The 26,541-nt window shown below is 69.8% G+C and carries 21 protein-coding genes; 15 read left to right on the top strand and 6 right to left on the bottom strand.

The window, feature by feature from the left end:
- Nucleotides 1–2: 2 nt before the first annotated feature.
- The 8 genes from bcsZ (at nt 3) to WS87_RS11085 (ending at nt 12,663) form a co-directional block, all read left to right on the top strand.
- Nucleotides 3–1,223, top strand: coding sequence for a cellulose synthase complex periplasmic endoglucanase BcsZ (gene bcsZ, locus WS87_RS11125; RefSeq protein ID WP_059815479.1), 1,221 nt, complete (start codon nt 3–5; stop codon nt 1,221–1,223).
- A complete protein-coding gene (locus WS87_RS11120; RefSeq protein ID WP_059815475.1) occupies nt 1,208–5,131 on the top strand; it encodes a cellulose synthase subunit BcsC-related outer membrane protein in 3,924 nt (1,307 codons plus the stop codon). Before bcsZ ends, WS87_RS11120 begins: the two co-directional genes overlap by 16 nt.
- Before the next feature lie 294 nt (nt 5,132–5,425).
- A complete protein-coding gene (bcsE, locus tag WS87_RS11110; protein ID WP_059815473.1) occupies nt 5,426–7,381 on the top strand; it encodes a cellulose biosynthesis protein BcsE in 1,956 nt (651 codons plus the stop codon).
- Nucleotides 7,378–7,587, top strand: coding sequence for a hypothetical protein (locus WS87_RS11105; RefSeq protein WP_059815470.1), 210 nt, complete (start codon nt 7,378–7,380; stop codon nt 7,585–7,587). The genes bcsE and WS87_RS11105 overlap by 4 nt, the downstream gene beginning before the upstream one ends.
- Nucleotides 7,584–8,372 (top strand): cellulose biosynthesis protein BcsQ, encoded by a 789-nt coding sequence (bcsQ, locus tag WS87_RS11100; RefSeq protein WP_059815467.1) that lies wholly within the window; start codon nt 7,584–7,586, stop codon nt 8,370–8,372. The genes WS87_RS11105 and bcsQ overlap by 4 nt, the downstream gene beginning before the upstream one ends.
- Nucleotides 8,369–10,906, top strand: a complete 2,538-nt coding sequence (gene bcsA / locus WS87_RS11095) for a UDP-forming cellulose synthase catalytic subunit (RefSeq protein ID WP_059816353.1) — start codon at nt 8,369–8,371, stop codon at nt 10,904–10,906. The genes bcsQ and bcsA overlap by 4 nt, the downstream gene beginning before the upstream one ends.
- 27 nt (nt 10,907–10,933) lie before the next feature.
- A complete protein-coding gene (gene bcsG, locus WS87_RS11090; protein ID WP_059815464.1) occupies nt 10,934–12,487 on the top strand; it encodes a cellulose biosynthesis protein BcsG in 1,554 nt (517 codons plus the stop codon).
- On the top strand, nt 12,469–12,663 hold the full coding sequence (locus WS87_RS11085) for a hypothetical protein (RefSeq protein ID WP_059691215.1): 195 nt from the start codon (nt 12,469–12,471) through the stop codon (nt 12,661–12,663). Before bcsG ends, WS87_RS11085 begins: the two co-directional genes overlap by 19 nt.
- 61 nt (nt 12,664–12,724) lie before the next feature.
- On the opposite strand, the gene WS87_RS11080 is transcribed toward WS87_RS11085, so the two are convergent.
- From WS87_RS11080 to WS87_RS11065, 4 genes are all read right to left on the bottom strand, one after another.
- A complete protein-coding gene (locus WS87_RS11080) occupies nt 12,725–13,609 on the bottom strand; it encodes a pirin family protein (protein WP_059815461.1) in 885 nt (294 codons plus the stop codon).
- 24 nt (nt 13,610–13,633) lie between these two features.
- Nucleotides 13,634–14,026, bottom strand: coding sequence for an OsmC family protein (locus WS87_RS11075; RefSeq protein ID WP_059815458.1), 393 nt, complete (start codon nt 14,024–14,026; stop codon nt 13,634–13,636).
- A gap of 61 nt (nt 14,027–14,087) precedes the next feature.
- Nucleotides 14,088–15,668 (bottom strand): cation:proton antiporter, encoded by a 1,581-nt coding sequence (locus tag WS87_RS11070; protein ID WP_059815454.1) that lies wholly within the window; start codon nt 15,666–15,668, stop codon nt 14,088–14,090.
- A gap of 10 nt (nt 15,669–15,678) precedes the next feature.
- Nucleotides 15,679–15,939, bottom strand: a complete 261-nt coding sequence (locus tag WS87_RS11065) for a DUF1427 family protein (RefSeq protein WP_059523312.1) — start codon at nt 15,937–15,939, stop codon at nt 15,679–15,681.
- A gap of 283 nt (nt 15,940–16,222) precedes the next feature.
- Here WS87_RS11065 and WS87_RS11060 point away from each other — a divergent pair, with 283 nt between their 5' ends.
- Entirely contained in the window at nt 16,223–16,909 is a 687-nt protein-coding gene (locus WS87_RS11060; protein WP_059700604.1) for a hydrolase, read from the top strand.
- A gap of 18 nt (nt 16,910–16,927) precedes the next feature.
- On the opposite strand, the gene WS87_RS11055 is transcribed toward WS87_RS11060, so the two are convergent.
- Nucleotides 16,928–17,851, bottom strand: a complete 924-nt coding sequence (locus WS87_RS11055) for a LysR family transcriptional regulator (RefSeq protein ID WP_059815451.1) — start codon at nt 17,849–17,851, stop codon at nt 16,928–16,930.
- A 113-nt stretch (nt 17,852–17,964) separates the two neighbouring features.
- Here WS87_RS11055 and WS87_RS11050 point away from each other — a divergent pair, with 113 nt between their 5' ends.
- The 5 genes from WS87_RS11050 to WS87_RS11030 all read left to right on the top strand — a co-directional run bounded on the left by WS87_RS11050 (nt 17,965) and on the right by WS87_RS11030 (nt 23,230).
- Nucleotides 17,965–18,132, top strand: a complete 168-nt coding sequence (locus tag WS87_RS11050) for a DUF1427 family protein (protein ID WP_059815448.1) — start codon at nt 17,965–17,967, stop codon at nt 18,130–18,132.
- 19 nt (nt 18,133–18,151) lie between these two features.
- Nucleotides 18,152–20,041, top strand: a complete 1,890-nt coding sequence (locus tag WS87_RS11045; RefSeq protein ID WP_107938128.1) for an amidohydrolase — start codon at nt 18,152–18,154, stop codon at nt 20,039–20,041.
- Nucleotides 20,042–20,133: 92 nt separating this feature from the next.
- Nucleotides 20,134–21,048, top strand: a complete 915-nt coding sequence (locus tag WS87_RS11040; protein WP_059817942.1) for a VOC family protein — start codon at nt 20,134–20,136, stop codon at nt 21,046–21,048.
- On the top strand, nt 21,045–21,743 hold the full coding sequence (locus tag WS87_RS11035) for a YoaK family protein (RefSeq protein ID WP_059817944.1): 699 nt from the start codon (nt 21,045–21,047) through the stop codon (nt 21,741–21,743). The genes WS87_RS11040 and WS87_RS11035 overlap by 4 nt, the downstream gene beginning before the upstream one ends.
- Complete coding sequence (locus tag WS87_RS11030) at nt 21,740–23,230, top strand: alginate export family protein (protein ID WP_059817946.1); 1,491 nt, start codon at nt 21,740–21,742, stop codon at nt 23,228–23,230. The genes WS87_RS11035 and WS87_RS11030 overlap by 4 nt, the downstream gene beginning before the upstream one ends.
- A gap of 105 nt (nt 23,231–23,335) precedes the next feature.
- On the opposite strand, the gene WS87_RS11025 is transcribed toward WS87_RS11030, so the two are convergent.
- Nucleotides 23,336–24,922, bottom strand: a complete 1,587-nt coding sequence (locus WS87_RS11025) for an acid phosphatase (RefSeq protein ID WP_059817948.1) — start codon at nt 24,920–24,922, stop codon at nt 23,336–23,338.
- Nucleotides 24,923–25,144: 222 nt separating this feature from the next.
- Here WS87_RS11025 and WS87_RS11020 point away from each other — a divergent pair, with 222 nt between their 5' ends.
- Nucleotides 25,145–26,485 carry a cytochrome-c peroxidase gene (locus WS87_RS11020; RefSeq protein ID WP_059817950.1) on the top strand — a complete coding sequence of 447 codons (1,341 nt, stop codon included), beginning with the start codon at nt 25,145–25,147 and terminating at the stop codon, nt 26,483–26,485.
- Nucleotides 26,486–26,541: the final 56 nt, after the last annotated feature.

The following is a 26,541-nucleotide window of genomic DNA, read 5'->3' as shown; positions in this document are numbered from 1 at the left end:
GGATGGCGTGGGCATTCGCAAGGCGACGGGCAGCGCAGCCGGCGCGGCGGGTCGGCACGACGCTCGTGCTGGCCGTCGCGGCCGTGTGCGCGGCGGCCGGCGCCGCCGGGCGCGCGCAGGCCGCGCAAGGCGGCGCGGCCGACGTGCGCTGCGGCGAGGCGTGGCCGCGCTGGGACGCGTTCAAGCGCGATTTCGTGTCGGCCGACGGCCGGGTGATCGACGTCGGCTCGACGGATTCGCGCACGGTATCGGAGGGGCAGGCGTATGGACTGTTCTTCGCGCTCGTCGCGAACGACCGGCGCACGTTCGACACGATCCTCGCATGGACCGAGAACAACCTCGCGCAGGGCGACCTGAGCGCCCGTCTGCCGGCGTGGCTGTGGGGCCGCGCGCCGGACGGCGCGTGGCGCGTGCTCGACGCGAACGCGGCGTCCGATGCCGACCTGTGGATCGCGTACACGCTCGTCGAAGCCGGACGGCTGTGGCGCGAGCGCAGCTACACGGCGCGCGGCGCGCTGCTCGCGAAGCGCGTGCTCGACGACGAGACGGCCAGCGTGCCGGGCCTCGGCCTCACGCTGCTGCCAGGGCCGACCGGATTCAGGCTGGCCGACGGTCGATGGCGCGTGAACCCGAGCTATTCGCCGCCGCAGGTGATCCGCGGGCTCGCCGCGCGCCTGCCGGACGATCGCCGCTGGGCCGCGCTCGCGGCCAGCACCGGCCGCGTGCTGCTCGACACCGCGCCCAAGGGCTTTGCGCCGGACTGGGCGTTGTATCGCGCCGGCGCCGGCTTCGCGCCCGATCCGCAGACCCACGCGGAAAGCGCGTACAACGCGATACGCGTGTATTTGTGGGCCGGCATGCTCGATCGCGCCGATCCGCTCGCCGCGCCGCTGCTCGCGCGCTTCGCGCCGTTCGCCGATTACATCGCCGCGCATGGCGCGCCGCCGGAGAAGGTCGACACGACGACCGGCGTCGCGGGGCCGAACGACGGCAACGGCGGCTTCTCGGCGGCGGCCGTGCCGTTCCTCGACGCGCGCGGCCAGCATGCGCTCGCCGATGCGCAGGCGGCCCGTGTCGACGCGCTCGCGCGCCAGTCGGCGCCCGGTTATTACACGAGCGTGCTGACGCTGTTCGGCCTCGGCTGGCGCGAGGGCCGTTACCGGTTCGGCGCGGACGGGTCGCTCGATGCGCGCTGGGAGGACCGTTCATGCGCGGCCCGATGAAGCACGGCGCGCGGCGTGTCGCGGGGCTTGCGTGGCTCGCATCGTCGGTCTCCGCGGCGGCGCCGGCCACCGTCGCCGTCGCGGCGACGAAACCCGTCGCGCCGAATGCCGTGTCGGCGCCGGCCTCGGCCACGTCGCCCGAGGCGCGGCGTCAGCTCGCGACCGCCCGCATGTGGGGCGCCAAGCATCGCGACGACCTCGCGCGCGATGCCCTGCGCAAAGGGCTCCTGATCGCGCCGGATGATTCCGAACTGCTCGCGGAGCAGGTGCGCGTGCTGCTGCGGCTCGGCGACGCGCAAGGCGCGCAGGCCACGCTGGCGCGCCTGCAGGCGCGCGCGCCCGCGGCGCCCGACACGCGCCGCGCGGCCGACGAATACCGCGTCGCGACGAGCGGCCGCGGCGAGATGGCGCAGATCCGCCTGCTTGCGCGCAGCGGCCGCGCCGACGAGGCGGCCCGCCGGATCGTCGCGCTGTTTCCGAACGGCGCGCCGTCCGGTGCGCTGGGCGCCGAGTATTACCAGATCGTCGCGAACGCGCCGGGCGGCCGCGAACCGGCGGTCGCCGCGCTGCGCCGCGCGGTCGCGGCCGACCCGCAGGATTCGAACGCGGCGCTGGCGCTCGCGCGGCTCCTGAACCAGCGCGACGACACGCGTGCGGAGGCGAACCGCATCGCGTGGTCGCTCGCGAAGCGGCCCGACGCCGACCATACGGAAGCGATGGCCGTGTGGCGGCGCGTGCTGCAGTCCGCCGGCACCGATCCCGCCTATCTCGACGCATTGCGTGCCTATCTCGCGCTCGTGCCGGACGACACCGAATTCCGCGATCGCGCCGCCGCACTCGAGCGGCAGCGCGACGCGCAGCGGCTGCTCGAGCGCGATCCGGGCTACATCGCGCAACAGCGCGGCTTGCAGGCGCTCGCGCGCGGCGACCTGAGCGGCGCCGATCCGCTGCTCGCGCGCGCCGCGCAGGCACGCGCGGGTGATGCCGATGCGGTCGGCGGGCTCGGCCTGCTGCGCCTGCGCGAAGGCCGGCACGACGAAGCGCGCGCGCTGTTCACGCGTGCCGCAGCGCTGTCGACCGACCAGCGCGGCAAGTGGCAGAGCCTCGCGCGCACCGCGCAGTTCTGGGGGGTGATCGCGCAGGGGCGCGCGGCGGCGTCGGCCGGACGGCCGCAGGATGCCGAGCGCGCGGCGCGCGCCGCGCTCGCGATGCAGCCCGACAGCCCGGACGCGAAGCTTCAGCTTGCCGATGCGCTGCTCGCGCAGCACGACTGGGCGCGCGCGGAGCCGTTGTTGCGCGAACTGCTCGCCGCACGTTCGCCGAACCTGTCGGCGGTGCGCGGCACCGCGACGCTGTACGAGAACACCGGCCGCGCGGATCGCATCGGCCCGCTGCTCGACGCGCTGCAGAGCCGCGTGACGGGCCGCGACGATCGCCACGCGCTCGACGGGCTGCGCGCCGACCTGCTCGCGAGCGAGGCGCGCGCGCTTGCGGACAAGGGCGAACGCGGGCCGGCCGCACAACGCTACGAAGCGGCGGTGCGCGCGGCGCCCGATGCGCCGTGGACGCGCTTCGCGCTTGCGCGGCTGTATCGCGACATGGGGCTGCCGCAGCTCGGCCGCACGGTGATGGACGACGGGCTCGCGCAAAGCGACACGCCTGAGATGCGCTATGCGACCGCGCTGTATCGCAACTCGCTCGACGACATCGCGGGCGCGCAGGCCGCGCTCGCGGGCGTCGACGATACGCAACGTTCGGACGGCATGCGTGCGCTCGCACGCAAGCTCGACGCGGAAGGTTCGCTGGCCGGCGCGCGCGGCGCGCTCGGCCGTGGCGATCGTGCTGCCTTCGCCGCGTCGCTCGCCCATGCGCAGGCGAGCGCGCCGGACGATCCCGACATGCTGGCCGCGGTCGGCGCGCAGTGGATCGACGCGGGCGAAGCCGAGCGCGGCCTCGCGCCGTTGCGCGACTGGATCGCCGCGCATCCGCGCGAGGCCGATCCCGATGTGCGGCTGCGCTACGGCGACCTGCTCGGCAGCGCGGGGCGCGACGACGCGCTCGCCGCGTGGCTCGACGCGCTGCGCCGCGAGCCGGCGCTGACGCCGGCACAGACCGCGCGGATCGAGGACCAGTCGCTGCGGCTCGTGCTGCGGCAGACGGACGACGCGATCGCGCAACGGGACTATGCGCGCGCCCGCACGCTGCTCGATCGGGCGAGCCCGGCCGGCCGCGCGGACAAGCGCTACGCACTCGAACTGGCCGACCTCGAACGCGCGCAGGGCCGTTTCGACGCGGCACGCGACGCGCTCGCGCCGGTCGTCGCGCGCACGCCGGACGATGCCGATACGCAGCTCGCGCTCGCGCGCATCGACGAGGACAGCGGCCACCGCGCGGCCGCGCTCGCACGCGTGCAGGCCGTGCTCGCGCGCACGCCGGACGACGACGTCGATACGCGGCTGTCGGTCGTGCGCCGGCTGAACGCGCTGCGCCGCCCGGACGAAGCCGCGCAGGTGATCGACCCGCTGCAGGCCGCGTACCCCGCGCGTGCCGACGTGACGGTCGCGGCGGGGCGCGTGGCCGAGGCGCAGGGCCGCTACGACGATGCCGCATCGCTGTACCGGCTGTCGCTGTCGCAGGAGCGCACGAGCGGCGTGAGCCCTGGCCGCGACGGTCGCACGCCCGCGCAGGCCGCGTTCGCGGATCTTGCGCAGCGGCGCGATCCCGAGATCGAGATCGGTTGGCTGCCCGCGTACAAATCGGGCGACGAAGGAATTTCCGCGTACCGCGCGCAGCAGGTGCCGATCTACATGCAGATGCCGGTGCGCTACGACGGGCATGCGTTCCTGCAGCTCGACACCGTGCATCTGGACGCCGGCACGCTCGATACGAGCGACCCGAACGCGTATTCGCTGAAGACGTTCGGGACCTACGCGGCGCTCAACACGCCGATCGGGCTGCCCGCGCCGTTCGCCGCGAATCCCGCGGCCGCCGCGTTGATCGGGCATCCGCCGGGCGACCTGCATCAGCCGATGACGGGCGTCGCGCTCGGCGCCGGCTATCGCACGGACGCATGGCGCGTCGATCTCGGCACGTCGCCGCTCGGCTTCCCGGTGCATTACCTGGTCGGCGGCGTACGCTACCGCTTCGACGCGGGGCCGGCGAGCTTCACCGTGAACGCGTCGCGCCGGCCGGAGACGAGCAGCGTGCTGTCGTATGCGGGGATGCGCGATCCGTGGACCGGGGCCGTATGGGGCGGCGTGCGTCGCGATGGCGTGAACCTGCGCGCGGCGGTCGACGTCGGGCGCGTGAACCTGTTCGCCGAACTCGGCGCGGGCGTGCTGTCCGGCCGCAACGTCGAGCGCAACGCGGAAGTCACGCTGCGCTCCGGCTTCACGGTGCCCGTGTACGAACGCGCGACGATGAAGGTGAGCACGGGGCTCGTCGGCAATGCGTGGCACTACGCGCAGAACCTGCGTTACTACACGTACGGGCAGGGCGGTTACTACAGCCCGCAGCGCTACCTGTCGCTCGGCGTGCCGATCGAGTGGGCCGGGCGGCGCGATGCGCTGTCGTGGGACCTGACCGTCACGGCCGGGATCTCGAACAGCTACGAAAAGGATTCGCTGTTCTACCCGACCTTCGCGAACCAGCGCGCCGCGCAGGAGGCGGCGGGGCTCGTCTACGCGGGCAGTTCGACGCGCGGCGTGTCGTTCTCGTACGGCGTGAACGGCATCGTCGAATATCGCGTGAATCCGCACCTGAGTGTCGGCGCGCAACTGCACATCGACCGGTCGCACGACTATGCGCCGAGTTCGGCGCTCGTGTACCTGCGCTATGCGTTCGACGCACGCGCGGAGCGCAGCTGGCTCGTCACGCCGGCGCCGGTGCGGCTTTATTCGGATTACTAGGGTCTGCTTGCATATGGAACGTACATGCGAATGCCCGAAATCGCTCGTAGGGCAAGAAGTGAGGAGCGCCGTTTGGCCGAGCCAAACAAGAGACGAGCGACGCTGCCATGCGGGCGATTTCGGGCGTTCCCCTGGAATGGTTTTTTGGTTTGGGGTTGCCACGAGAACGGCCGCTCGCCGCGTTGTGCTCCTTGCGAATACGGCCGGTATTCGCGGCGTCCCACGCCTCGCGAGCGGCCGTTCTCGTGGCAACGCATGTGCGTTCCATATGCAAGCAGACCCTAGGGGAAGCGCGTGAATACGGAAATCGATGCAACCCGTCCCGCGCTGGGCGCCGCCGGCCTGCTGGGCCGCCTGCGCGCGCTGCTGCGCACCGGGCCGGCCGGTGGCCGCGCCGGCCCGCTGAGCCGGCTCGCGATCGACGGCCTGCCCGATACGTGGACGCAGCTGGAAGCGGGCGGCCTGTACGCGATCTATGCCGCTGCCGGCACGCCGGCGTGCGACGCGCTGGTGTGGGAAAGCGCGCGGCAGTCGCGCACGCGCGACGTGACGGTCGTGCTGTCGCGCGACGCGGCGCGCGTCGCCGCGCAGATGGCGTCGCGCGGTTTCGCGGGCGGCGCGCAGCCGGCCGGCTGGCCGCGCAACCTGAACGTGCTGGCGATGCCGCCCGCGCACGAGCCGGCCGACGGCGATGCCGCGCGCGAACCCGCTGCGCCGCGCCGTGCGGCGCCCGGTCCGTTCGCACGGCTCACGGGTGGCTTGCGCGCGATGAAGCGCTACGGCTTTCGCGCGCGCTCGCTGTATTTCATCGAAGGCGCGCAGCGCTGGTTCAGCTGGGACGATCCGGCGGCACTCGCGGAAGAGGCACACGCGCTCGCCGACTGGTGCCGCACGCACCGGATCGCGCTGGTGCTGCTGGTCGATCCGGAGATCGTGCGCACCGGCGCCGACCTCGATACCGACGATCCGCCGCTCGTGCGCGATGCGAATCGCGCGCCGCGCAGCGGCTTTCACGGCGTGTGCTCGGGCGTCGCGCAGTTGCAGCGCACGCACGGCGAGCTGCTGTGGGTCGTCGATTTCTGGCGTGCCGGCGACACGCTCGCGGCCGGTGAAGTGCGGCCGCTGCGGTTCGCGCCGAGCGGCCGGCTCGCGGCGATCGTCGACGGCGGCGCCGCCGAGCCGTCGCGCCGGATGAAGCTCGCGACCGACGAGGATCGTGTCGTCGTCAGCCGCGCGGTGCTCGACGAAGCGAGCCGCGTACCTGCCGGCTGGGAAATCGTCGACGACAACGCGGCGGTCGTCGCCGCCTGTGCGCATGCGCAGGCCGCGACCGCGGTTCTGGCGTTCCGCACGCACGCGCAGCTCGAGGCGCTGTGCGCGGCCGTTCACACGCTGCGCCGGCAATCCGGCGGCGCACTGAAGATCGCCGTCGTTGAGCGCGGCGAGGTGCTGCGCCAGCAGTTCGAGATGCTCGTGCTGAGCGTCGGCGCGAATCGCGTCGTCGCGCGCGACCTGCCGGTGTCGCGGATGCACGCGGCCGTGAACGCGCTGCGCGGGCAGCTCTATGCGCGGCCCGTCGCGGCCGATTATCGTGCGGCGCTCGCGGCCGCGCTCGGCGATTCGGTGCTGGGCTACCTGCCGGTCGGCGCCTTCTGCCTGCGGATTCGCGCGGTGCTCGATCGCGGCGCCGTGCTCGCGTTGCCGCATACGCTCGCGAAGATCGCGCTGCTGCCCGGCGTGTCGCACGTCGATGCGCTCCGGCACTGCCGGCCGCGCCGCGCGGGCGACGTCGTGACCGCCGATGCCGGACACCTGTACGTGTTCCTGTTCGCGTGCGAGCCGGCCGATGCCGATGACGCGCTTGCGCGGATCTTCGACGTGCCGGTCGACACGCTGTCCGATCGCGTCGTGTGTCTCGGACAGGGCAGCATCGACACCGAGCTCGATGCGCTGAAGACCGAGAACCGGCGCGCGCCGATTGCCGACTACAGCGACTTGTTCGCGACGGCGAAGCCGGCCGGCGCGGCGCGCGCGCCGATCGAACGCGCGGAGGATGTCGCGCCGCTCGCCGAACCGGACGCCGACGTCGCAGCGGCCGGGACGGTCGACGCGCATGCCGATGCGGCGCCGCACGTCGGCGACGCCACGCCGGCCGCAGATACGCCGCCACCATCCGCGGAATTTCCCGTCGCGCGCACGCGCGGCGCCATCCGCAGCGCGATGCCGCTGCGCAAGCCGGAGGGCGCATGATCGCCGAACTCGTCATCGGATTCGTCGTCGGCATCGCGATCGCGGTGCCGGTGTGGATCGTCGCGCAGCACCTGGGCCTTGGCCGCGGTTTTCATGCGCCGCGAGGGTTGCACCGGCGCGACGCGGTGCCGTGCGAACTCGTGCCGGTCGCGCTGCGCGGGCGCCTGCTGCCCGAAGCCGGCCGTACCGACGAGGCCACGTCATGAAAACGATCGCCGTCACGTCGACGACCGGCGGCGCGGGCCGCACGACGCTCGCCGGCGCGCTCGCGGTGCTGCTCGCGCGCCGCGGCCGGCCGGTCGTCGCGGTCGAGTTCGACGCGCAGAACCTGATGGGCGCGACGCTCGGTCTCGACACGCTGGCCGAGCACGGGCTCGCGCACAGCCTGCTCGGTGACGCCGGCGACGCCGCGCCATGGCACGCGCATACGTGGCGCAATGCCGACGGCGTGCTGTTCGTGCCGTACGGGCACGTCGACACGGCGGGCGCCGCCGCCTGCGATGCGCGGCTCGCGGCCGATCCGGCCTGGCTGTCGCGCGCGCTCGACGAGATCGCGCTGCCGGCCGACGGCGTCGTGCTGGTCGACACCGCGCGCTATCCGTCGCCGCAGGCCGAGCAGGCGATTCGTCGCGCCGACCTGACGCTCGTCGTCGTGCCGCCCGAACCGGCCGCGTGCGCGACGGTCGCCGCGCGCCTCGACGCGCTGCGGGCAGGCGGCGGCGACCTGCAGATTGTCGTGAACCGGCTGAACCCGGCGCGCGACATGCAGCGCGATGCGCTCGCGATGCTGCGCGCGGTCGCGGGGCCGGCGTCGATGCTCGAGCAGCGGATACACGTCGATGCGGCCGTGCCCGAGACGCTCGCGCGCGGCACCTGGATCTTCGACGACGCGCCGTATTCGCAGGCGTCGCACGACCTGAACGGCGTCGCGAACTGGGTCGACGCGTGGCTCGCGGCGGCCGCGGCCGGTCGCACGGGAGCGCGGCGATGAAGGCCGCGTTCGCGTCGCGCTGGCGCGCCGCGGCCCGGCGCGCGACCGACTGGTGCGCGCGCGGGATCGGGTTGCCGGCCCAGCGCACGCTGCTCGACTGGCTCGTGCGGCTGTTCTTCCATGCACCGCCGCCCGGCCGGCCCGATCCCGTGCGCCGCCGGGCGCGCGTTGCCTTCCTGTGGCTCGCGCAGGAGTGGGGCGTGCTGCAGCCGCTGAGCCTGCGCGAATGGTTGTGGCGCGCGATCGTGCGCGCGCCGCGCGCGGCCGACGAGCGGCCCGCGCGTGATCCGCTCGCATGGTTCGACACGTTCGTCGTGCCGGTCTACGTCGCGGCGCGCGCGCTCGGCGCCCGCCTCGACGCGCTGCTCGGGCGCCTGCCGTGGGCGCGCTGGGGCGGCTGGCTCGACGCGCGCGCGCACGGCGTCGGCCGGCACCGCTGGCTCGCGCCGCTGCTGCTGATCGCCGGTGCGCTGATGTGGGCCGCGGCCGGGATGTCGCCGCTGATGCCCGGCGCGCAGTTCGCGTTCTTCGCGATCGTCGCGGTGCTGGCGCTGGCGCTGCGCCGCCTGCCGGGCCATCTGCCGACGCTCGCGCTCGCGTCGCTCGCGCTGCTCGCCACGGTCCGCTACGTGTGGTGGCGCACGACCCAGACGCTCGATTTCCGCAGCCCCGTCGAGGCGTTCGCCGGCTACCTGCTGTACGGTGCCGAAGCCTACACGTGGATGATCCTGCTGCTCGGCTTCATACAGACCGCTTGGCCGCTCGACCGGCCGATCGTGCCGCTGCCCGACGATCCCGACAACTGGCCGAGCGTCGACATCTATATCCCGACCTACAACGAGCCGCTGTCGGTCGTGAAGCCGACCGTGTTCGCGTCGCAGAGCATCGACTGGCCGACGGCCAAGCTGCGCGTGTACCTGCTTGACGACGGCCGCCGCCCCGAGTTCGAGGCGTTCGCACGGGAAGCGGGGATCGGCTACCTGACGCGCGACGACAATCGCCACGCGAAGGCCGGCAACATCAACCGCGCGCTGCCGAAGACGCACGGTGAATACATCGCGATCTTCGACTGCGATCACGTGCCGACGCGCTCGTTCCTGCAGACGACGATGGGCGTGTTCCTGCGCGATCCGAAATGCGCGCTGGTGCAGACGCCGCACCATTTCTTCTCGCCCGATCCGTTCGAGCGCAACCTCGGCACGTTCCGCGAGATCCCGAACGAGGGCAACCTGTTCTACGGGCTCGTGCAGTCGGGCAACGACCTGTGGAACGCGACGTTCTTCTGCGGATCGTGCGCGGTGCTCAAGCGCAGCGCGCTGGAGGAGGTGGGCGGCGTCGCCGTCGAGACCGTGACCGAGGACGCGCACACCGCGCTCAAGCTGCATCGCCGCGGCTACACGTCGGCCTACCTGCCGACCGTGCAGGCGGCCGGCCTCGCGACCGAGAGCCTCGCGGGCCACGTGAAGCAGCGCACGCGATGGGCACGCGGGATGGCGCAGATCTTCCGCATCGACAATCCGTTCCTCGGGCGCGGGCTCGGCTTCATCCAGCGGATCTGCTACGGCAATGCGATGCTGCATTTCTTCTACGGGATCCCGCGGCTCGTGTTCCTGACGATTCCGCTCGCCTACCTGTTCTTCCACCTGTACTTCATCAATGCGTCGTCGATCGCGCTCGCGAGCTACGTGATCCCGTACCTGGTGCTCGCGAACGTCGCGAACTCGCGGATGCAGGGGCGCTATCGCCACTCGTTCTGGGCCGAGGTCTATGAATCGGTGCTCGCCTGGTACATCGCGTTGCCGACCACCGTCGCGTTCTTCAGCCCGAAGCACGGCAAGTTCAACGTGACCGACAAGGGCGGCAAGATCGACGAAGGCTACGTCGACTGGTCGACGTCGAAGCCGTACCTCGTGCTGTTCGCGCTGAACGTGCTCGCGATCGCGGCCGGCGTGTGGCGGCTTGCGGCCGATCAGGGCGACGAGGCGTCGACGATCCTGATCACGCTCGGCTGGACCGTCTACAACCTCGCGATGCTCGGCGCCGCGCTGGCCGTCGCGCGCGAGACCAAACAGGTGCGCGTCACGCACCGGATCGCGATGCGCGTGCCGGCGACGCTGCTGCTCGCCGACGGGTCGACGGCCGCTTGCTTCACCAGCGACTACTCGACCGGCGGCCTCGGCCTCGAAGCGGTGCCGGGGTTGCCGCTCGCGGTCGGCGACACGCTGACGGTGTGCGTGACGCGTGGCGACCGGCCGTTCCCGTTCCCGGTGCGCGTGAGCCGCGTGACACCGACGCACGTCGGCGTGAGCTTCGAGGCGCTGACGCTCGAGCAGGAGCGCCAGCTCGTGCAGTGCACGTTCGGCCGCGCGGACGCGTGGCTCGACTGGCACGCGAGCGCGCGAGCGGATACGCCGCTGCGCGGGCTGAAGGAAGTGCTGCGCGTGGGCCTGGACGGTTACGTACGAATGTGGAAGGGCGCGGCGCGCGGCGTGCAGTCGATGCTGGCGCCGAAGCTCGATCGGGCGCGCGACTGACGCGGCGCCCATCACGGAGTGGTTTAAATGACGTTCTGGAATCTGTATTTCATCCTGAAGTTCGCGCTGTTCGCGACCGGCCACCTGCAGCCGCTGTGGCTCGCGAACCTCGCGTTCGCACTGGCGCTCGCGGTGAGCGCGCCGATCCGGCGCCGCGCATGGCGCATCGTGCGGCAGCTCGTCGCGATCGCGATCGCGGTGCCGCTCCTCGCGCGCGAAATGCATGCGCCGCCGCTCGCGCGCCTCGCCGAAGCCGCGCGCGAGGTCGGCACGTTCCGCCTCGACTACTGGATGGAGCTGCTGCCGCGCCTGTTGCCGCCCGTGCTGGTGCTGACGGTCGCGGGCGTGCTGATCGTCTATTTCGTCGTCAATCGCTGGGTGCGTGTCGCGACCTTCGTGCTCGCCGTGCTGATCGTGATGCCGCTGTGGCAAGCCGGCAACGGGCTGATGGCGCGCGTCGTCGCACCGCCGCCGCAGCAGGCCGACGCGACGGGCGGGCGCGCCGGCCAGCCCGAGGATCACAACGCGGCGCTCGCGACGTTCCGCGCGCAGGAGTCGCAGCGCCAGGTCGCGTTCGGTCATCTCGGTAACGACCTGGCCGCGCAGTTCGACGTGATCGTGCTGCACGTCTGCTCGCTGTCGTGGGACGACCTCGATGCCGCGAAGGTGCGCAACCACCCGATGCTGAGTCACTTCGACTACCTGTTCAACAACTTCAGCACGGCCGCGAGCTACAGCGGCCCGGCCGCGATCCGCGTGCTGCGCGCGAGCTGCGGGCAGGAAGCGCATGCGGACCTGTACAAACCGGCGCCGCAGCAGTGCCACCTGTTCTCGCAACTCGCGTCCGCCGGCTACACGGTGCAGTCGCTGCTGAACCACGACGGCCACTTCGACAACTTCCTCCAGGTCATTCACGACAATATCGGCGTGCCCGACGCGCCGATGATCTCGAACGCCGCCGCCCCGGTCGCGATGCATGCGTTCGACGGCTCGGCGATCAAGGACGATTACGGCACGCTCGCGAGCTGGTACGCGCAGCGCGCGTCGGTGCCGGGCCCGGTTGCGCTGTACTACAACACGATCAGCCTGCACGACGGCAACCGCGTGGTGGGGAGTGGGCTGACCAGCATCGATTCGTATCCGCAGCGCGCGACCAAGCTGATGAACGACTTCGACCGGCTCGCCGACCTGATCGCGCAGTCGGGCCGGCGTGCGGTGATCGTGTTCGTGCCCGAGCACGGCGCCGCGCTGCGCGGCGACAGGAACCAGGTCGCGGGCCTGCGCGAGATTCCGACGCCGCGCATCGTTCACGGGCCGGTCGGCGTGCGGCTCGTCGGCTTCACCGGCAATCACGGCACGACGACGGTGATCGACCAGCCGACGAGCTTTCTCGCGCTCGCGCAGCTGCTGTCGAACCTTGTGTCGAACAGCCCGTTCAAGCCGGGCGTGACGCTTGCACAATATGCGGCCGACTTGCCGCGCACGCGGATGGTCGGCGAGAACGAAGGCACGGTGACGGTGCAGACGAGCGCCGGCTATGCGGTCAAGACTCCGGACGGCGTATGGATCGACGAACAGTAAACATCGGCGAAGGCGACGACGATCGCCTGTCGCAACCGAACGACGTGCTCGGCCTCGCGCGGCATTTGCCCGCACTGGACCCGGCACGCTACGTCGACGAGCAGGCGCGGCGCGCGTTCGTCGAATCGCTGGACCGCTGGCCGGTGCTCGCGAAGCTGATGGGACTGAAGCGGTAAACGCAATGCGGCCGGCGTGAATGCCGGCCGCGTTGCATCGATGATGCCGACTGCTGCCGGCTTACTGCGCGCGGCGCGCCGGCTGGCGCGTCCACTCGTTTTCCTCGCCCGGCACCTTGCCGAAGGTCTGCGCGGCCCATGCGTCGCGGGCCGCCTCGATCTTCGCGCGCTCGCTCGACACGAAATTCCATTCGATGAACCGCTCGCCCGGCAGGTGCGCACCGCCGAGCAGCATCACGCGCGCGCCGTTCCCGCTGGCGAGCGCGACGTTCGCGCCGGGTTCGAGCACGGCCATCGTCGCCGGTGCGAGCGGCGTGCCGTCGATCGTGAGGTCGCCGTCGACGAGATACACGCCGCGCTCGTCGTGTTCTGCATCGAGCGCGAGCTGCCCGCCCGCGGCGAATTCCGCATACGCATAGAGCGTCGGCGAGAACACGGCGACCGGCGACGTGAGCCCGAATGCGGTGCCCGCGATCACGCGCACGCGCGCGCCGTCGCGCGTGAACGACGGCAGCGTGTCGGCCGCGTGATGCACGAACGCGGGCGCGGTGTCCTCATGCTCGACCGGCAGCGCGACCCAGGTCTGGATCCCGTGCACGGGCTGTTCATGCGGGCGGTCCTCGTCGGGCGAGCGCTCCGAATGGACGATGCCGCGCCCGGCCGTCATCCAGTTCACGTCGCCGGGCACGATCTTCTGCCGGAAGCCGAGGCTGTCGTGATGCATCAGCGTGCCGTCGAACAGGTAGGTGACGGTCGCGAGGCCGATGTGCGGATGCGGCAACACGTCGATCCCGCTGCCGGCCGGCAGCACGGCCGGCCCCATTTCGTCGAAGAAGATGAACGGCCCGACGAGGCGCGCGGCGCGCGCGGGCAGCACGCGGCGCACGACGAGGTTGCCGATGTCGCTCTCGCGCGGCGTGAGCAGGGTCTTGATCGATGCGGACATGGTGGGTTTCTCGGTGTCGGTGAGTCAGGCGATGGCCGTGTCGATCGTGATCGGGTGCGTGAGGATCTTGTGCACCGGACACGCGTTCGCGATCTGCAGCAGGCGCTCGCGCTGCTCGTCGGTCAGGTCGCCGTCGAGCGTGATGCGGCGCATGATCGTGCTGCCCGCGCTGCCCGATTCGTGCGCGAGCTTCACGTGCACTTCGGCGAGCGGCCAGCCCTTGCGTTGCGCGTACATCTTCAGCGTGATCGCGGTGCAGGCGCCGAGGCTCGACAGCAATAGCGCGACGGGCGTCGGTGCGGTGTCGCCGCCGCCGAGCGCCGCCGGTTCATCGGCGCGCCACTGATGCACGCCGTCGGTGAAATGGACCAGGTAATCGACGGAGCCGATGCTCGCTTCGACGGACAGTTCGCTCATTGCAATTCCATGTGGGGAAAGGGGAGACGGGCCGGCCGGGCATGGCCGGGCAGGCGAGGCGTTACGGTTCGAGCAGGCGCTGAAGCCGCAGTTCCTCGAAATCCAGCTCGGATTCTATGCGGTGCAACACCGCGTCGTCGACCCGGCCGTCGCGATGCAGGCCGAGCAGCGCGTCGCGCGACACGCCGACCAGTTCCAGCTCGACGCGCAGCATCCGCGCACGCACGTCCGCCGGTTCGGCGCCGTCGCGGTGCGCACGTTCGTTGAACGCGACGCGGCTGCGGTATTCGGTCAGCAGCCGGTCGAGCGATGCGCGTTCGAGGCCCGAGCCGCGCTGTTCGCGAGCATCGAGTTCGGCGAGCGCCGCGCCGAACGTGTAGGCGCGCACCGCATGCTCGGACATCGTGTGCCGCGCGGCCGGGCGCAGCTTCAGCACGCGGATCAGCGGCGCGAGCGTGCCGCCTTGCACGACCAGCGTCGCGATGATCAGCAGGAACGTGCTGAACAGGATCAGGTCGCGGCCGGGGAAGTCGTTCGGCAGCGCGATCGCGGCCGCGAGGCTCACGACGCCGCGCATGCCGGACCAGCCGAGCACGACGGCCTCGCGCCACGACCACAGCGCGTGGCCCGCGCGCGGCGCGCGCAGGCGGCCCGGCAGCCACATCGCGACGAACACCCACACGACGCGCGCGGCGATCGCGGCGGCCGTCGCCGGCAGCGCGACGCGCAGGCCGGCCATCAGCACCGCGCCTTCGTGGTTCACGCGCGCGAGGATCGCGTGCAGCGCGAGGCCGATCAGGATGAACACGAGCGCGTCGAGCACGAACACGATCGCTTCCCAGGTCGCCTTCGCCTTGATCCGCATGTCGGCGTCGAACACGCGATGCTGGCGCACGCCGAGCACAAGGCCGCACGTCACGACCGACAGCACGCCCGAACCATGCACGGCTTCCGCGATCCCGTAGCTGCCCCACGCCATCGCGAAGGTCACGACGATGCCGAGCATCGGCTCGCGCAGGCGCTGCAGCACCCAGCACATCGCATGACCGCATGCGAGACCGACCGCGATGCCGATCAGCGTGAGCGAGAAGAACAGGCCGGTGGCGCTCGCGGTCGTGATCGTGACGGCGAGCGCGGCCGACACGGCCATCTGATACAGCAGCAGGCCCGACGCATCGTTGACGAGGCTTTCGCCTTCGAGCACCGCGACGAGCCGGGCGGGCAGCGGATGGCGCTGCAGGATCGCCTTCGCGGCGACCGCGTCGGGCGGCGACACGATCGCGCCGAGCGTGAAGCACGCGGCCCACGGCAGCGCCGGATTGACCGCATGCACGGCGAGCGCGACCGCAACCGTGGTGAACGCCACCGCGCCGAGCGCGAGCGACGCGATCGACCCGAGCTCGTGCCGGAATTCCTTCCATGCCGTATAGAACCCGCTCGACATCAGCAGCGGCGGCAGCACGGCCGCAAGCAGCAGCGCTGGGTCCATGTCGGGCACGCGCTTGCCGGCGACGGCCACCACGCAGCCGCCGAGCAGCAGCACGACGGCCGGTGGAATCGAGATCCGCTCCGCGAGCCACGTGAGCGCGCCCGCGCCGCAGATCAACAGCAGCAGGTAATGAAACAGTTCGACGTTGTTCATGAGCCGTGCATCACGACGGCTTGCGGTCGTTCGCGGCGCCGCCCGGCAGCGTGCCGAACATGTGCTGGCTGCATTGTGCGTCGCGCCACGCGGTATTCAGCCGGTAGCCGGACAGCATCCGGCGCGCGAGCGGCAGGATCTGTTCGCCGGCCAGCATGCCGAGCAGGCCGAGGAGCGCGATGATCGGCGGTGCCGGCGAATTCACGCCGAGCGCGCCGTAGATGACGCCGGCGAGGATGCCTGCGAACAGCGACAGAAAATACGGTTTCATGATGAAAACCTCTCGTGATAGGCTGATCGGGGGCGAAGGGCGCGCCTTCAACGTGCTGGAAGCGTATCGGGTTTACGTGTGGAACAAAAGGGCGGATGGCCCTTTGAGAGCCCTCTCTTTCGGAATTCGATCGATTCCATTTCTTGGATGTTCGAGCCGCGACTTTTCCGATTAAGTGGCTGCAACCGGAAGACGCCGTTCCGGGGTAACGCACAGTCGGCTCCTCCCGGTTTCCGGTCGAGGCAAGCCTCAAACGTTTCCTGTCCAAAGGATGATTCGCGCCATGAGCAACCCGAAGCTTGAAGTCCTCACCCCCCAGAACAGCCAATTGATCTTCATCGACCAGCAGCCGCAGATGGCGTTCGGCGTGCAGTCGATCGATCGCCAGACGTTGAAGAACAACGTCGTCGGGCTGGCCAAGGCCGCGAAGGCATTCAACATCCCCACCACGATCACGACCGTCGAAAGCGACAGCTTCTCGGGCTACACCTATCCCGAGCTGCTCGACGTGTTCCCGAACCAGAAGACGCTCGAACGCACGTCGATGAACTCGTGGGACGACCAGAAGGTGCGCGATGCGCTGGCCGCGAACGGCCGCAGGAAGGTCATCGTGTCGGGCCTGTGGACGGAAGTCTGCAATACGACGTTCGCGCTCAGCGCGATGCTCGAAGGCGATTACGAAATCTACATGGTGGCCGACGCGTCGGGCGGCACGTCGAAGGACGCGCACGACTTCGCGATGCAGCGGATGATCCAGGCCGGCGTCGTGCCCGTCACCTGGCAGCAGGTCGCGCTCGAGTGGCAGCGCGACTGGGCCCGCCGCGACACCTACGACGCCGTGATGGCGGTCGCGAAGGAACACTCGGGCGCGTACGGCATGGGCGTCGACTACGCGTACACGATGGTTCACAAGGCCGCGCAGCGCACCGCGACGCCGCACGAGTCGATTCCGGCCGTCCCGGCGAAGTAACGGGCACGGGCCGCCCGTTCAGACGGGCGGCAGTGCCCACGGCGCGTGCGACAGATGTTCGACGAGGAACTCGAGCAGCGCCGTCACGCGCGCGGCACGCAGCATGCCGGGCGGCGTGACGAGATTGACGTTGATGTCGGCGATTTTCCAGTCGTGCATGACTTCCTCGAGCTCGCCGCTTTGCAGTGCGTCCCACACCAGGAACGTCGGCTGCAGCGCGAGACCGTGGCCTGCAAGAAGCGCGGGGCCGATGACGTCGGCGTTGTTGGTGCGGATGCGGCCGCGCACGGGGATGCCGATTTCGTCGTTCGACGCGGTGTGGCGAAAGCGCCAGTAGTCGGGTGTCGGGATGTTCGTGTAGGTCAGGCACACGTGCCGGTCGAGTTCGCTCGGATGGGTCGGCCGGCCATGCCGATCGAGATACGCAGGCGATGCGACGAGCGGCCGGCGCACCGCGCACAGACGACGCGCCCGCAGCGAGGAATCGTTCAGCTCGGCGATCCGGATCGCGACGTCGAAGCCGCCCGACACGATGTCGACGAACTGGTCGGACAGCACGAGATCGATGTCGACGCGCGGGTAGCGTTCGAGAAACGCGGGCAGCACCGGCGCCAGGTGGTGCAGCCCGAACGACATCGGCGCGTTCACGCGCACGAGGCCGTGCGGTTCGAGCGCGTGCGCGGAGGCCTCGTCCTCGATCATCTCGGCGTCGGCGAGCAGGCGGATCGCGCGATCGCGCAGCAGTTCGCCGGTCGGCGTGAGCGACAGCTTGCGCGACGTGCGGTACAGCAGCATCGCGCCGAGGCGCTTTTCGAGGCGTGCGATCGCTTTCGACACGGTCGGTTGCGAGATGCCGAGCAGGTCGGCCGCCTTGGCGAACGAACCGGTCTCGGCGACGCGCGCGAAGATGGCCCAGGCTTCGAGATCGGGAAGATGTTGCATGGCTGGAGAGCGTGGCGGCGAAGTGAAGCGAACGGGGCGGAAACGGTTCGGGCTGCCGACGCACGGCGCCCGGGCGGCACTGCGGCACATTCTAATTCAGTCGGGAAGGGCGTATGGAATCGTATCTGGCTTCATTGGGCGCCGGCGTGTTGATCGGCGTCGTGTACAGCGTGATCAAGGTGCGCTCGCCCGCACCGCCGCTGATCGCGCTGGTCGGGCTGGGCGGCATGCTGATCGGCGTGGCGGCCGTCGCACCGGTCCGTCACTGGCTCGGTTTCTGATTGCATCGAGGACATATTGATGAGCACGACCGACACCCAACCGGATCTGATCCTCCATAACGGAAGATTCACGACCCTCGACCGCACGAACCCCGTCGCGACTTCCGTCGCGATCAAGGACGGCCGCTTCGTCGCGGTCGGCAGCGACGCGGACGTGATGCCGCTCGCGGGCCGCGCGACGAAGGTGGTCGACCTCGACGGCCGCGGCGTGCTGCCGGGCCTGATCGACAACCACTGCCACGTGATTCGCGGCGGCCTGAACTACAACATGGAGCTGCGCTGGGACGGCGTGCCTTCGCTCGCCGTCGCGATGGAGATGCTCAAGCGTCAGGTCGCGATCACGCCCGCGCCGCAGTGGGTGCGCGTGGTCGGCGGCTTCACCGAACATCAGTTCGTGGAGAAGCGCCTGCCGACGATCGACGAACTCAACGCAGCCGCGCCCGATACGCCGGTGTTCATCCTGCACTTGTACGATCGCGCGCTGCTGAACGCGGCCGCGCTGCGCGTGGTCGGCTATACGAAGGACACGCCGGAGCCGCCGGGCGGCACGATCCTGCGCGACGCCGCCGGCAACCCGACGGGCCTGCTGCTCGCGAACCCGAACGCGACGATCCTCTACGCGACGCTCGCGAAGGGGCCGAAGCTGCCGTTCGAGTATCAGTACAACTCGACGCGTCACTTCATGCGCGAACTGAACCGGCTCGGCGTGACGGGCGTGATCGACGCGGGCGGCGGTTCGCAGAATTACCCCGACGATTACGAAGTGATCCGCAAGCTGCACGACGCGGGCGAGATGACGATCCGGATCGCGTACAACCTGTTCACGCAGAAGCCGAACGCCGAGAAGGAAGACTTCGTGAACTGGACCAAGAGCGTCAAGTATCACGACGGCACGGATTATTTCCGCAATAACGGCGCGGGCGAGATGCTGGTGTTCTCGGCGGCCGATTTCGAGGATTTCCGCGTCGCGCGTCCCGATCTGCCGGCGCAGATGGAAGACGATCTCGAAGGCGTCGTGCGCGTGCTCGCGCAGAACCGCTGGCCGTGGCGCATGCACGCGACGTACGACGAAACGATCAGCCGCGCGCTCGACGTGTTCGAGAAGGTCAACAAGGACATCCCGCTCGAGGGGCTGAACTGGTTCTTCGATCACGCGGAAACGATCTCCGAGAAATCGATGGACCGGATCGCCGCGCTCGGCGGCGGTGTCGCGGTGCAGCACCGGATGGCGTACCAGGGCGAATACTTCGTCGAGCGCTACGGCGCGCAGGCGGCCGAAGCCACGCCGCCCGTCGCGAAGATGCTGGGCAAGGGGCTGAAGGTATCGGCCGGCACGGACGCGACACGCGTGGCGTCGTACAACCCGTGGGTGTCGCTCTCATGGCTCGTGACGGGCAAGACGGTCGGCGGCCTGCGCATGTATCCGCAGCGCAACCTGCTCGATCGCGAAACGGCGCTGCGCATGTGGACCGAGTACGTGACGTGGTTCTCGAACGAAGAGGGCAAGAAGGGGCGCATCGCGGTCGGGCAGCTTGCCGACCTGGTGGTCCCGGATCGCGATTTCTTCGCGTGCGCGGAGGACGACATCGCGGGCACGACCGCGTTGCTGACGGTGGTCGGCGGCAGGATCGTGTGGGGCGCGGGGCCGTTCGCGTCGCACGACGCGCCGATACCACCCGCGATGCCGGACTGGTCGCCCGTGCGCGAGTATGGCGGCTATGGCGGCTGGGGCGCGACGCAGCGCAATGGTGCACCGCTGCAACGGGCGGCGGCCGCCGCGATGTGCGGCTGCGCGAATGCGTGCAACGTGCACCAGCATGCGCATGCGAGCGCGTGGGGCAGCGCATTGCCGACGTCGGACGCGAAGGGCTTCTGGGGCGCGTTCGGCTGTTCGTGCTGGGCGGTCTGACATGTCGACGACAACCGGTCGGCGACGGGTCGAGAGTGACCGGGATCGCCCGAACCGCTGCACCATTCGATGAAACAACAAGGACATCCGTTATGAACTTTCTTCGTTCCGCGTTGCTGGCGCTTGCGATTGCCAGCGGCCTCGTCGCCGCGCCTGCCGCGTTCGGGAAACCGCCCGTGCCGCCCGCCGTCGCGCCCACGGTGGCCGTCGGTCCGCAGTACGATACGACGCACGTGTGCGTGGCACCGGAAGACTTCGACCGCTTCACCGACAGCTTCGTCGCGACATTCGGCGGCAGCAAGTCGAAGCAGGGCGTGTTCCAGGTCACGCCGACACCGAGCCAGACGATGTCGCAGCTCGTGTTGACGCCCGTCGGCACGATCTCGGTGTTCGGCTTCAAGACACCGATCCCGTATCCGTTCTGCGCGGAGCGCACCGGCTATCTCGTCACGGACATGGACGTCGCCGTGAAGTCGGCGCGCGAGCATGGCGCCGACGTGATCGTCGACACGTTCCCGGATCCCATCGGCCGCGATGCGGTCATTGCGTGGGCGGGCGGCGTGAAGATGCAGCTCTACTGGCACACGCAGACGCCGAACTACGGCGCGCTGCAGACGATCCCCGAAAACCGCGTCTACGTGTCGCCGCAAAGCGTACGCAAGTTCGTGCACGACTTCGTCAAGTTCTCGAAGGGCAAGGTGGTGTCGGACAACCTGAAGGCGCCGGGCATCGAGATCGGCCGGCCGAACGACACGTATCGCCGCATCCGCATCGAGTCGGGCTTCGGCAAGATGACCGTGCTCGTGACCGACGGCCATCTGCCTTATCCGTTCGGGCGCGAGATGACCGGCTACGAAGTGCCCGATCTCGCCGCGACGCTGAAGAAGGCCGAAGCCGCGGGCGCGAACGTGCTCGTGCCGCCGTTCGCGGCGGATGGGCGCGACGCTGCACTCGTGCAGTTCCCGGGTGGCTATGTCGCCGAGATTCACGCGAGCGTGACGCGATGAAGCACGAAGACACGATTCTTGCCGCGGTGGCCGGCTTCGTCGACACGCTGAGCTTCGTCGCGCTGTTCGGGCTGTTCACTGCACACGTGACCGGCAACTTCGTGCTGATCGGCGCGGGCATCGCGGGCTTCGGCCAGGGTGTCGTGCTGAAGCTCAGCGTGTTTCCCGCGTTCGTGTGCGGCGTGATCGCGGCGAGCCTGATCGCGCGGTCGATGTCCGGGCGACCCGCGTGGCAAGGTGCGCGCGCGCTGCACGCGGTGCAGGCGGTGCTGCTGCTCGGCTTCTGCGCGGCCGGCGTGTGGGCGACGCCCGTCACGCAGCCGGACGCCTTGCCGGCGCTCGTGGCCGGCATCGTCGGCACGTTCGCGATGGGCGTCCAGAACGCGCATCCGCGCGTGATTTCGCGCGCGGGCGGCGTGCCGAATACGGTGATGACGGGCAACGTGACGCAAGCGATCCTCGACGTCGTCGACCTGCTGTCGGCCGGCACGTCCGACGCCGCGCGCGCGGCGGCACGGGCGCGCTTCGGCAAGATGCTGCCGGCGATCGTCGCGTTCGCGCTCGGCGCGGCGGGCGGTGCGCTCGGGTTCCGCCATGTCGGATTCCTGGCGTTGCTCGTGCCCGTCGGCGCGCTTGCGATGCTTGCACTGTGTGCGGCGCAAGCGGCCGGACCCGCCACGCAGGAGCGCGCATGATCGCGCGGGCGCGGGGGAGACAAGGGAGGCGCCACGGCCGCCGCTTCGAGCGGGCCGCGCGCGTGTCGATCGTCGCGGGCCTGCTGCTCGCGGGCGCCGACGCGGCGTTCGCGGAATCGGCGGCGACATCCCCGTCGACATCGACATCCGGTGACGCAACCGCCTCGACCTGCACGGTGAAGCGGCCGACGGTGCTGTTCAACCGCTGGCAGGAAGACTGGTCGGTGCTGGCGAATCCGTGCGTGCCGCGCGCGCCGCTCGACGGCCTCAAATACATTCCGCTCGGCAATGATCCGGCATCCTATCTATCGCTCGGCGTGAACCTGCGCGAGCGGCTGGAGACCAACGACGCGCCGCTGTTCGGGATCGGCTCCGCGCAATCGGACACCTACCTGATCCAGCGCGTCGAAGTGCATGCCGATGCGCATCTGGGCCAGCACTGGCAGTTCTTCGTGCAGTTGCAGGACGATCGCGCATTCGGCAAGAACACGATCTCGCCGGTCGACCGGAATCCGCTCGATCTCGAACAGGCATTCGCGACCTACACGGGCGCGCTCGGCGGCGGCACGTTCAAGTTTCGCGTCGGCCGGCAGGAAATGGCGTTCGACTTGCAGCGCTTCATCGCCACGCGCGACGGTCCGAACGTGCGGCAGGCGTTCGATGCAGTGTGGGCCGACTACGAATATCAAAAATGGCGCTTCATCGCGTATGCGACGCAGCCCGTGCAGAACCGCACGGTGTCCGCGTTCGACGACGTGTCGAACCGCGACCTCACGTTCAGCGGCGTGCGCTTCGAGCGGCAGTCGGTCGGGCCGGGCGATCTGTCGGGCTACTGGTCGCGCTACAACCGCAGCAACGCGCGTTTTCTCGATGCGAGCGGCCCCGAGCATCGCGACGTGTGGGACCTGCGCTACACGGGCACGCAGGGCCGCTTCGACTGGGATTTCGAGACGATGCTGCAGACGGGGACGGTCCGTAACGACACGATCGGTGCGTGGGCCGTCGGCTCGATCGCCGGCTACAAGCTCGATGCGCCGTGGTCGCCGCGCATCGCGCTGCAGTTCGATGCGGCATCGGGCGACCGGCATCCGCACGACGGCCGCGTCGGCACCTTCAATCCGCTGTTTCCGAACGGCTATTACTTCACGCTGGCCGGCTACACGGGCTATTCGAACCTGATCCACGTGAAGCCGTCGGTGACGCTGAAGCCGTCGCCGAACCTGTCGCTGCTCGGTGCGCTCGGCTTCCAGTGGCGTGAGACGACCGGCGACGCCGTCTATCAGCAGCCGAACGTCGCGGTGCCCGGCACGGCAGGCAAGGGCGGCCTGTGGACGGGGATGTACGTGCAACTGCGCGCGGACTGGACGATCGCCGCGAACCTGATCGGTTCGGTCGAGGCGGTGCACTTCCAGGTCGGCGACGCGATCCGGCAGGCGGGCGGGCACAACGCGGACTACGCTGGCGTCGAGCTGAAGTACGGTTGGTGACGCGACCGCGCGGCAACCGCGCGCGTATCAAAAAGGGCGGCCCCGCGGGGCCGCCCTTCGTTCGTCCGGGCCGGCAGCGCGGCCGGCCCGTTCGCCGCGATGCCGTTACAGGTTCGGCGACAGCGCGAGCGCGTTCGTCAGGTCGCCCATCGGCTGCGCGCCATTTGCCTTCAGCGCGTCGTCGCGCTGCTGCAGGCCCGCGAGGCGCGGCAGCGAGAAGCGACGCGTGATGAAGCGCAGGATCGAACCCGTGTCGTATTGCGTATGGTCCACGAAACCCTTCTTCGCGAACGGCGACACGATCAGCGCCGGAATGCGGGTGCCGGGGCCCCAGCGATCGCCGCTCGGCGGTGCGGCGTGATCCCAGAAGCCGCCGTTTTCGTCGTACGTGACGACCACGACCATGTTCTTCCACTGCGGGCTGGCCTGCAGGTGCGCGATCACGTCCGCGATGTGCTGATCGCCGGAGGTGACGTCCGTATACCCCGGGTGCTCGTTCAGGTTGCCCTGCGGCTTGTAGAACGTGACTTGCGGCAGCGTGCCCGCGTCGATCGCCTTGATGAATTCCGCGCCGTTCGCGCCGCCGTCGAGCAGGTGCTGCGCGCGGTTCGCGGTGCCCGGTGCCTGGTTCGCGTAGTAGTTGAACGGCTGATGGTGCGGCTGGAAGTTCGGCGTCGAGAGGTCGGCGCCGTAGATCACGTTCGACGTGCCGTTCTGGCTCGCCTGCAGTGCCTGGCCCCATGCGCCGCTATACCATGCCCACGACACGTTGGCATTGGTCATCAGGTCGCCGATGTTGGTCGCCGTCTGCGGCGGCATCGTCGAGGGGTTGGCCGGGTCGGCGAGCAGCGGGTCGCCGCCCGTCGCGGCCTTGTTGCCGCTCGGCTGGTACGCCGGCTGCATCGTGTTGACACCGTAGAAGTCCGGCGTCAGTGCGCCATCGTTGACGAACTTCGGCGGGCCGCTCAGCGCGGATGCCGGCGAGTTCGCGGCGACTGCCAGCGACTTGCCGTCGGCGTTCAGGACTGCGATCTTGCCGGCCGCCGGGCTCTTGTCGGCGTTCGCGTAGAACGGCGCGCACGCGCAGATCAGGTACTGGTGGTTCAGGAACGAGCCGCCGAACGCGCCCATGAAGAAGTTGTCGGCCAGCACGTATTGCTGCGCGATCTTCCACAGCGGCAGCTTCGACGGATCCGGCGTGTAGTGGCCCATCGTCAGGCCGCCCGCATCGGTCCATGCGGCATACATGTCGTTCTTGCCGCCGTCGATCTGCATCTGGTCCTGGTAGAAGCGGTGCACGATGTCGCGCGTCGCGATGCTCATCGACTGGTTGAAGCCGTTGGGATCGTCGATCGCGAACGGGGCGTTCGGCAGGTTCGCCGTCATCGCTTCGGTGACCGCGGGCGTGATGCCGGTTGCCGTCAGACCACCCCAGATCTTCGGCAGCGTCGCCATCGTCGAGCCGTCGCGATCCTTCTGCACCGAGTTCGCAGCCGTTGCGTTCTGCAGACCGTTCGCGCCCGGGAAGTTGCCGTAGAGGTTGTCGAAGCTGCGGTTTTCCGCGTAGATCACGACGACGTTCTTCACGGCCGACAGGCCTTGCTGCGTGACATCGTCGCCGCCGCAGGCGGTCAGGCTGAGCGCGGCCGCGAGGGCGATCGGCGTGTAGCGAATCCAGGCGTGCTTCTTCATGCGATGTTCTCTCTCATTCGTCGTTTGTCGCGTGTGGGAACCGGGTGGCGTCAGACCGGAGCAGGGGCCACGGGGCACCGACCGGCTGCGCGCATTATCTGGAACCCGTTTGACAGCCGGGTGTAGGGGCGCTTTCAATTGACTGTCGGTCGAACGTCATGCACCGGTCACGGAACTGACATAAGCTCCGGCCGATTGCCCACCGCTACAAGAAGAACGACGATGCACAGCCTTCTGAAATCCCTCGCGTTCGCGCGATCGTTGATCCCTGCCGCGGCGACGCTCGCGCTGATGGGCGGGCTCGCGCCGCTCGCCGGTTGCGATGCGCGGCCCGGCGCGAACGCGCAGGCGGTCGCCGTCGTATCGGCGGCGCAAGCCGCTCCGGCGGTCGCGCCGGCCAGCCAGCCGCAGACGCGCGCGCAGGTATTCGAGGGCGTGAAGCAGATGACGGCGCTCGGCAAGCAGTTGTTCTTCGATCCGTCGCTGTCCGGCTCAGGCAAGCTCGCGTGCGCGTCGTGTCATAGCGTCGAGCACGCGTTCGGCCCGCCGAACGCGCTGTCGGTGCAACTCGGCGGCGACGACATGCATCGCATGGGTTTTCGCGCGGTGCCGTCGCTGAAATACGTGCGCGGCATTCCGCCGTTCACCGAGCACTTCCACGATTCGCCCGACGAAGGCGACGAAAGCATCGACGCAGGCCCGACCGGCGGATTGACCTGGGACGGTCGCGTCGACACGCGCGATGCGCAGGCGCGCATTCCCCTCACGTCGCCATTCGAGATGAGCAGCTCGCCGGCGCGGGTCGCGCAGGCGGTGCGTGCCGCGCCCTATGCCGACGCGTTCCGCAAGGCGTTCGGCGATCGGGTCCTCGGCGACGACCAGGCGACTTTCGGTGCGGTGCTGCGTGCGCTCGACGCATTCCAGCAGCAGCCGGCATTGTTTGATCCGTACACGAGCAAGTACGACGCGTATCTGGCCGGCCACGCGCAGCTCACGCCCGCCGAGTTGCACGGGCTGCAACTGTTCAACGACGAGAAGAAGGGCAACTGCGCGAGCTGTCACGTGAGCCAGCGCACGCTCGAAGGCGGGCCGCCGCAGTTCAGCGATTTCGGTCTGATCGCGATCGCGGTGCCGCGTAACCGCGCGCTGCCGGTCAATCGCGATCCGCGCTTCCACGATCTCGGCGCGTGCGGCCCCGAGCGCACCGACCTGAAGGGCCGCGACGAATTCTGCGGGCTGTTCCGGACACCGTCGCTGCGCAACGTCGCGTTGCGCAAGACGTTCTTCCACAACGGCGTGTACCACTCGCTCGAGGACGTGATGCGCTTCTACGTCGAGCGCGACATCCATCCGGAGAAGTTCTATCCGGTCGTGCACGGCAAGGTGCAGGTGTACGACGACCTGCCGAAGCGCTACTGGCCGAACATCAACCGCGAACCGCCGTTCGACCGCAAGCGCGGCGACGCCCCCGCGCTGAACGCGGCCGAGATCAAGGACGTGATCGCGTTCCTGAACACGCTGACCGACGGATATCAACCGGCGGCCACGTCGGCCGCGCGCTAGAACGCGACCCTCGCGGCACGCATGCTATGCTCGCTGGCTGACGGGCGTGGCGCGTG

This window comes from Burkholderia sp. MSMB0856 (assembly GCF_001524645.2).
GTDB classification, from domain to species: domain Bacteria; phylum Pseudomonadota; class Gammaproteobacteria; order Burkholderiales; family Burkholderiaceae; genus Burkholderia; species Burkholderia diffusa.
The sequence above is the reverse complement of the archived record's forward strand: the minus strand, read 5'-3'. Positions and strand labels throughout refer to the sequence as shown.

What these genes read in the sequence shown, in the direction of transcription:
- bcsZ (WP_059815479.1), top strand. Translation starts at nt 3, where the DNA reads ATGGCGTGGGCATTCGCAAGGCGACGGGCAGCGCAGCCGGCGCGGCGG.
- WS87_RS11120 (WP_059815475.1), top strand. Translation starts at nt 1,208, where the DNA reads ATGCGCGGCCCGATGAAGCACGGCGCGCGGCGTGTCGCGGGGCTTGCG.
- WS87_RS11105 (WP_059815470.1), top strand. Translation starts at nt 7,378, where the DNA reads ATGATCGCCGAACTCGTCATCGGATTCGTCGTCGGCATCGCGATCGCG.
- bcsQ (WP_059815467.1), top strand. Translation starts at nt 7,584, where the DNA reads ATGAAAACGATCGCCGTCACGTCGACGACCGGCGGCGCGGGCCGCACG.
- bcsA (WP_059816353.1), top strand. Translation starts at nt 8,369, where the DNA reads ATGAAGGCCGCGTTCGCGTCGCGCTGGCGCGCCGCGGCCCGGCGCGCG.
- bcsG (WP_059815464.1), top strand. Translation starts at nt 10,934, where the DNA reads ATGACGTTCTGGAATCTGTATTTCATCCTGAAGTTCGCGCTGTTCGCG.
- WS87_RS11085 (WP_059691215.1), top strand. Translation starts at nt 12,469, where the DNA reads ATGGATCGACGAACAGTAAACATCGGCGAAGGCGACGACGATCGCCTG.
- WS87_RS11080 (WP_059815461.1), bottom strand. Translation starts at nt 13,609, where the DNA reads ATGTCCGCATCGATCAAGACCCTGCTCACGCCGCGCGAGAGCGACATC.
- WS87_RS11075 (WP_059815458.1), bottom strand. Translation starts at nt 14,026, where the DNA reads ATGAGCGAACTGTCCGTCGAAGCGAGCATCGGCTCCGTCGATTACCTG.
- WS87_RS11070 (WP_059815454.1), bottom strand. Translation starts at nt 15,668, where the DNA reads ATGAACAACGTCGAACTGTTTCATTACCTGCTGCTGTTGATCTGCGGC.
- WS87_RS11065 (WP_059523312.1), bottom strand. Translation starts at nt 15,939, where the DNA reads ATGAAACCGTATTTTCTGTCGCTGTTCGCAGGCATCCTCGCCGGCGTC.
- WS87_RS11060 (WP_059700604.1), top strand. Translation starts at nt 16,223, where the DNA reads ATGAGCAACCCGAAGCTTGAAGTCCTCACCCCCCAGAACAGCCAATTG.
- WS87_RS11055 (WP_059815451.1), bottom strand. Translation starts at nt 17,851, where the DNA reads ATGCAACATCTTCCCGATCTCGAAGCCTGGGCCATCTTCGCGCGCGTC.
- WS87_RS11050 (WP_059815448.1), top strand. Translation starts at nt 17,965, where the DNA reads ATGGAATCGTATCTGGCTTCATTGGGCGCCGGCGTGTTGATCGGCGTC.
- WS87_RS11045 (WP_107938128.1), top strand. Translation starts at nt 18,152, where the DNA reads ATGAGCACGACCGACACCCAACCGGATCTGATCCTCCATAACGGAAGA.
- WS87_RS11040 (WP_059817942.1), top strand. Translation starts at nt 20,134, where the DNA reads ATGAACTTTCTTCGTTCCGCGTTGCTGGCGCTTGCGATTGCCAGCGGC.
- WS87_RS11035 (WP_059817944.1), top strand. Translation starts at nt 21,045, where the DNA reads ATGAAGCACGAAGACACGATTCTTGCCGCGGTGGCCGGCTTCGTCGAC.
- WS87_RS11030 (WP_059817946.1), top strand. Translation starts at nt 21,740, where the DNA reads ATGATCGCGCGGGCGCGGGGGAGACAAGGGAGGCGCCACGGCCGCCGC.
- WS87_RS11025 (WP_059817948.1), bottom strand. Translation starts at nt 24,922, where the DNA reads ATGAAGAAGCACGCCTGGATTCGCTACACGCCGATCGCCCTCGCGGCC.
- WS87_RS11020 (WP_059817950.1), top strand. Translation starts at nt 25,145, where the DNA reads ATGCACAGCCTTCTGAAATCCCTCGCGTTCGCGCGATCGTTGATCCCT.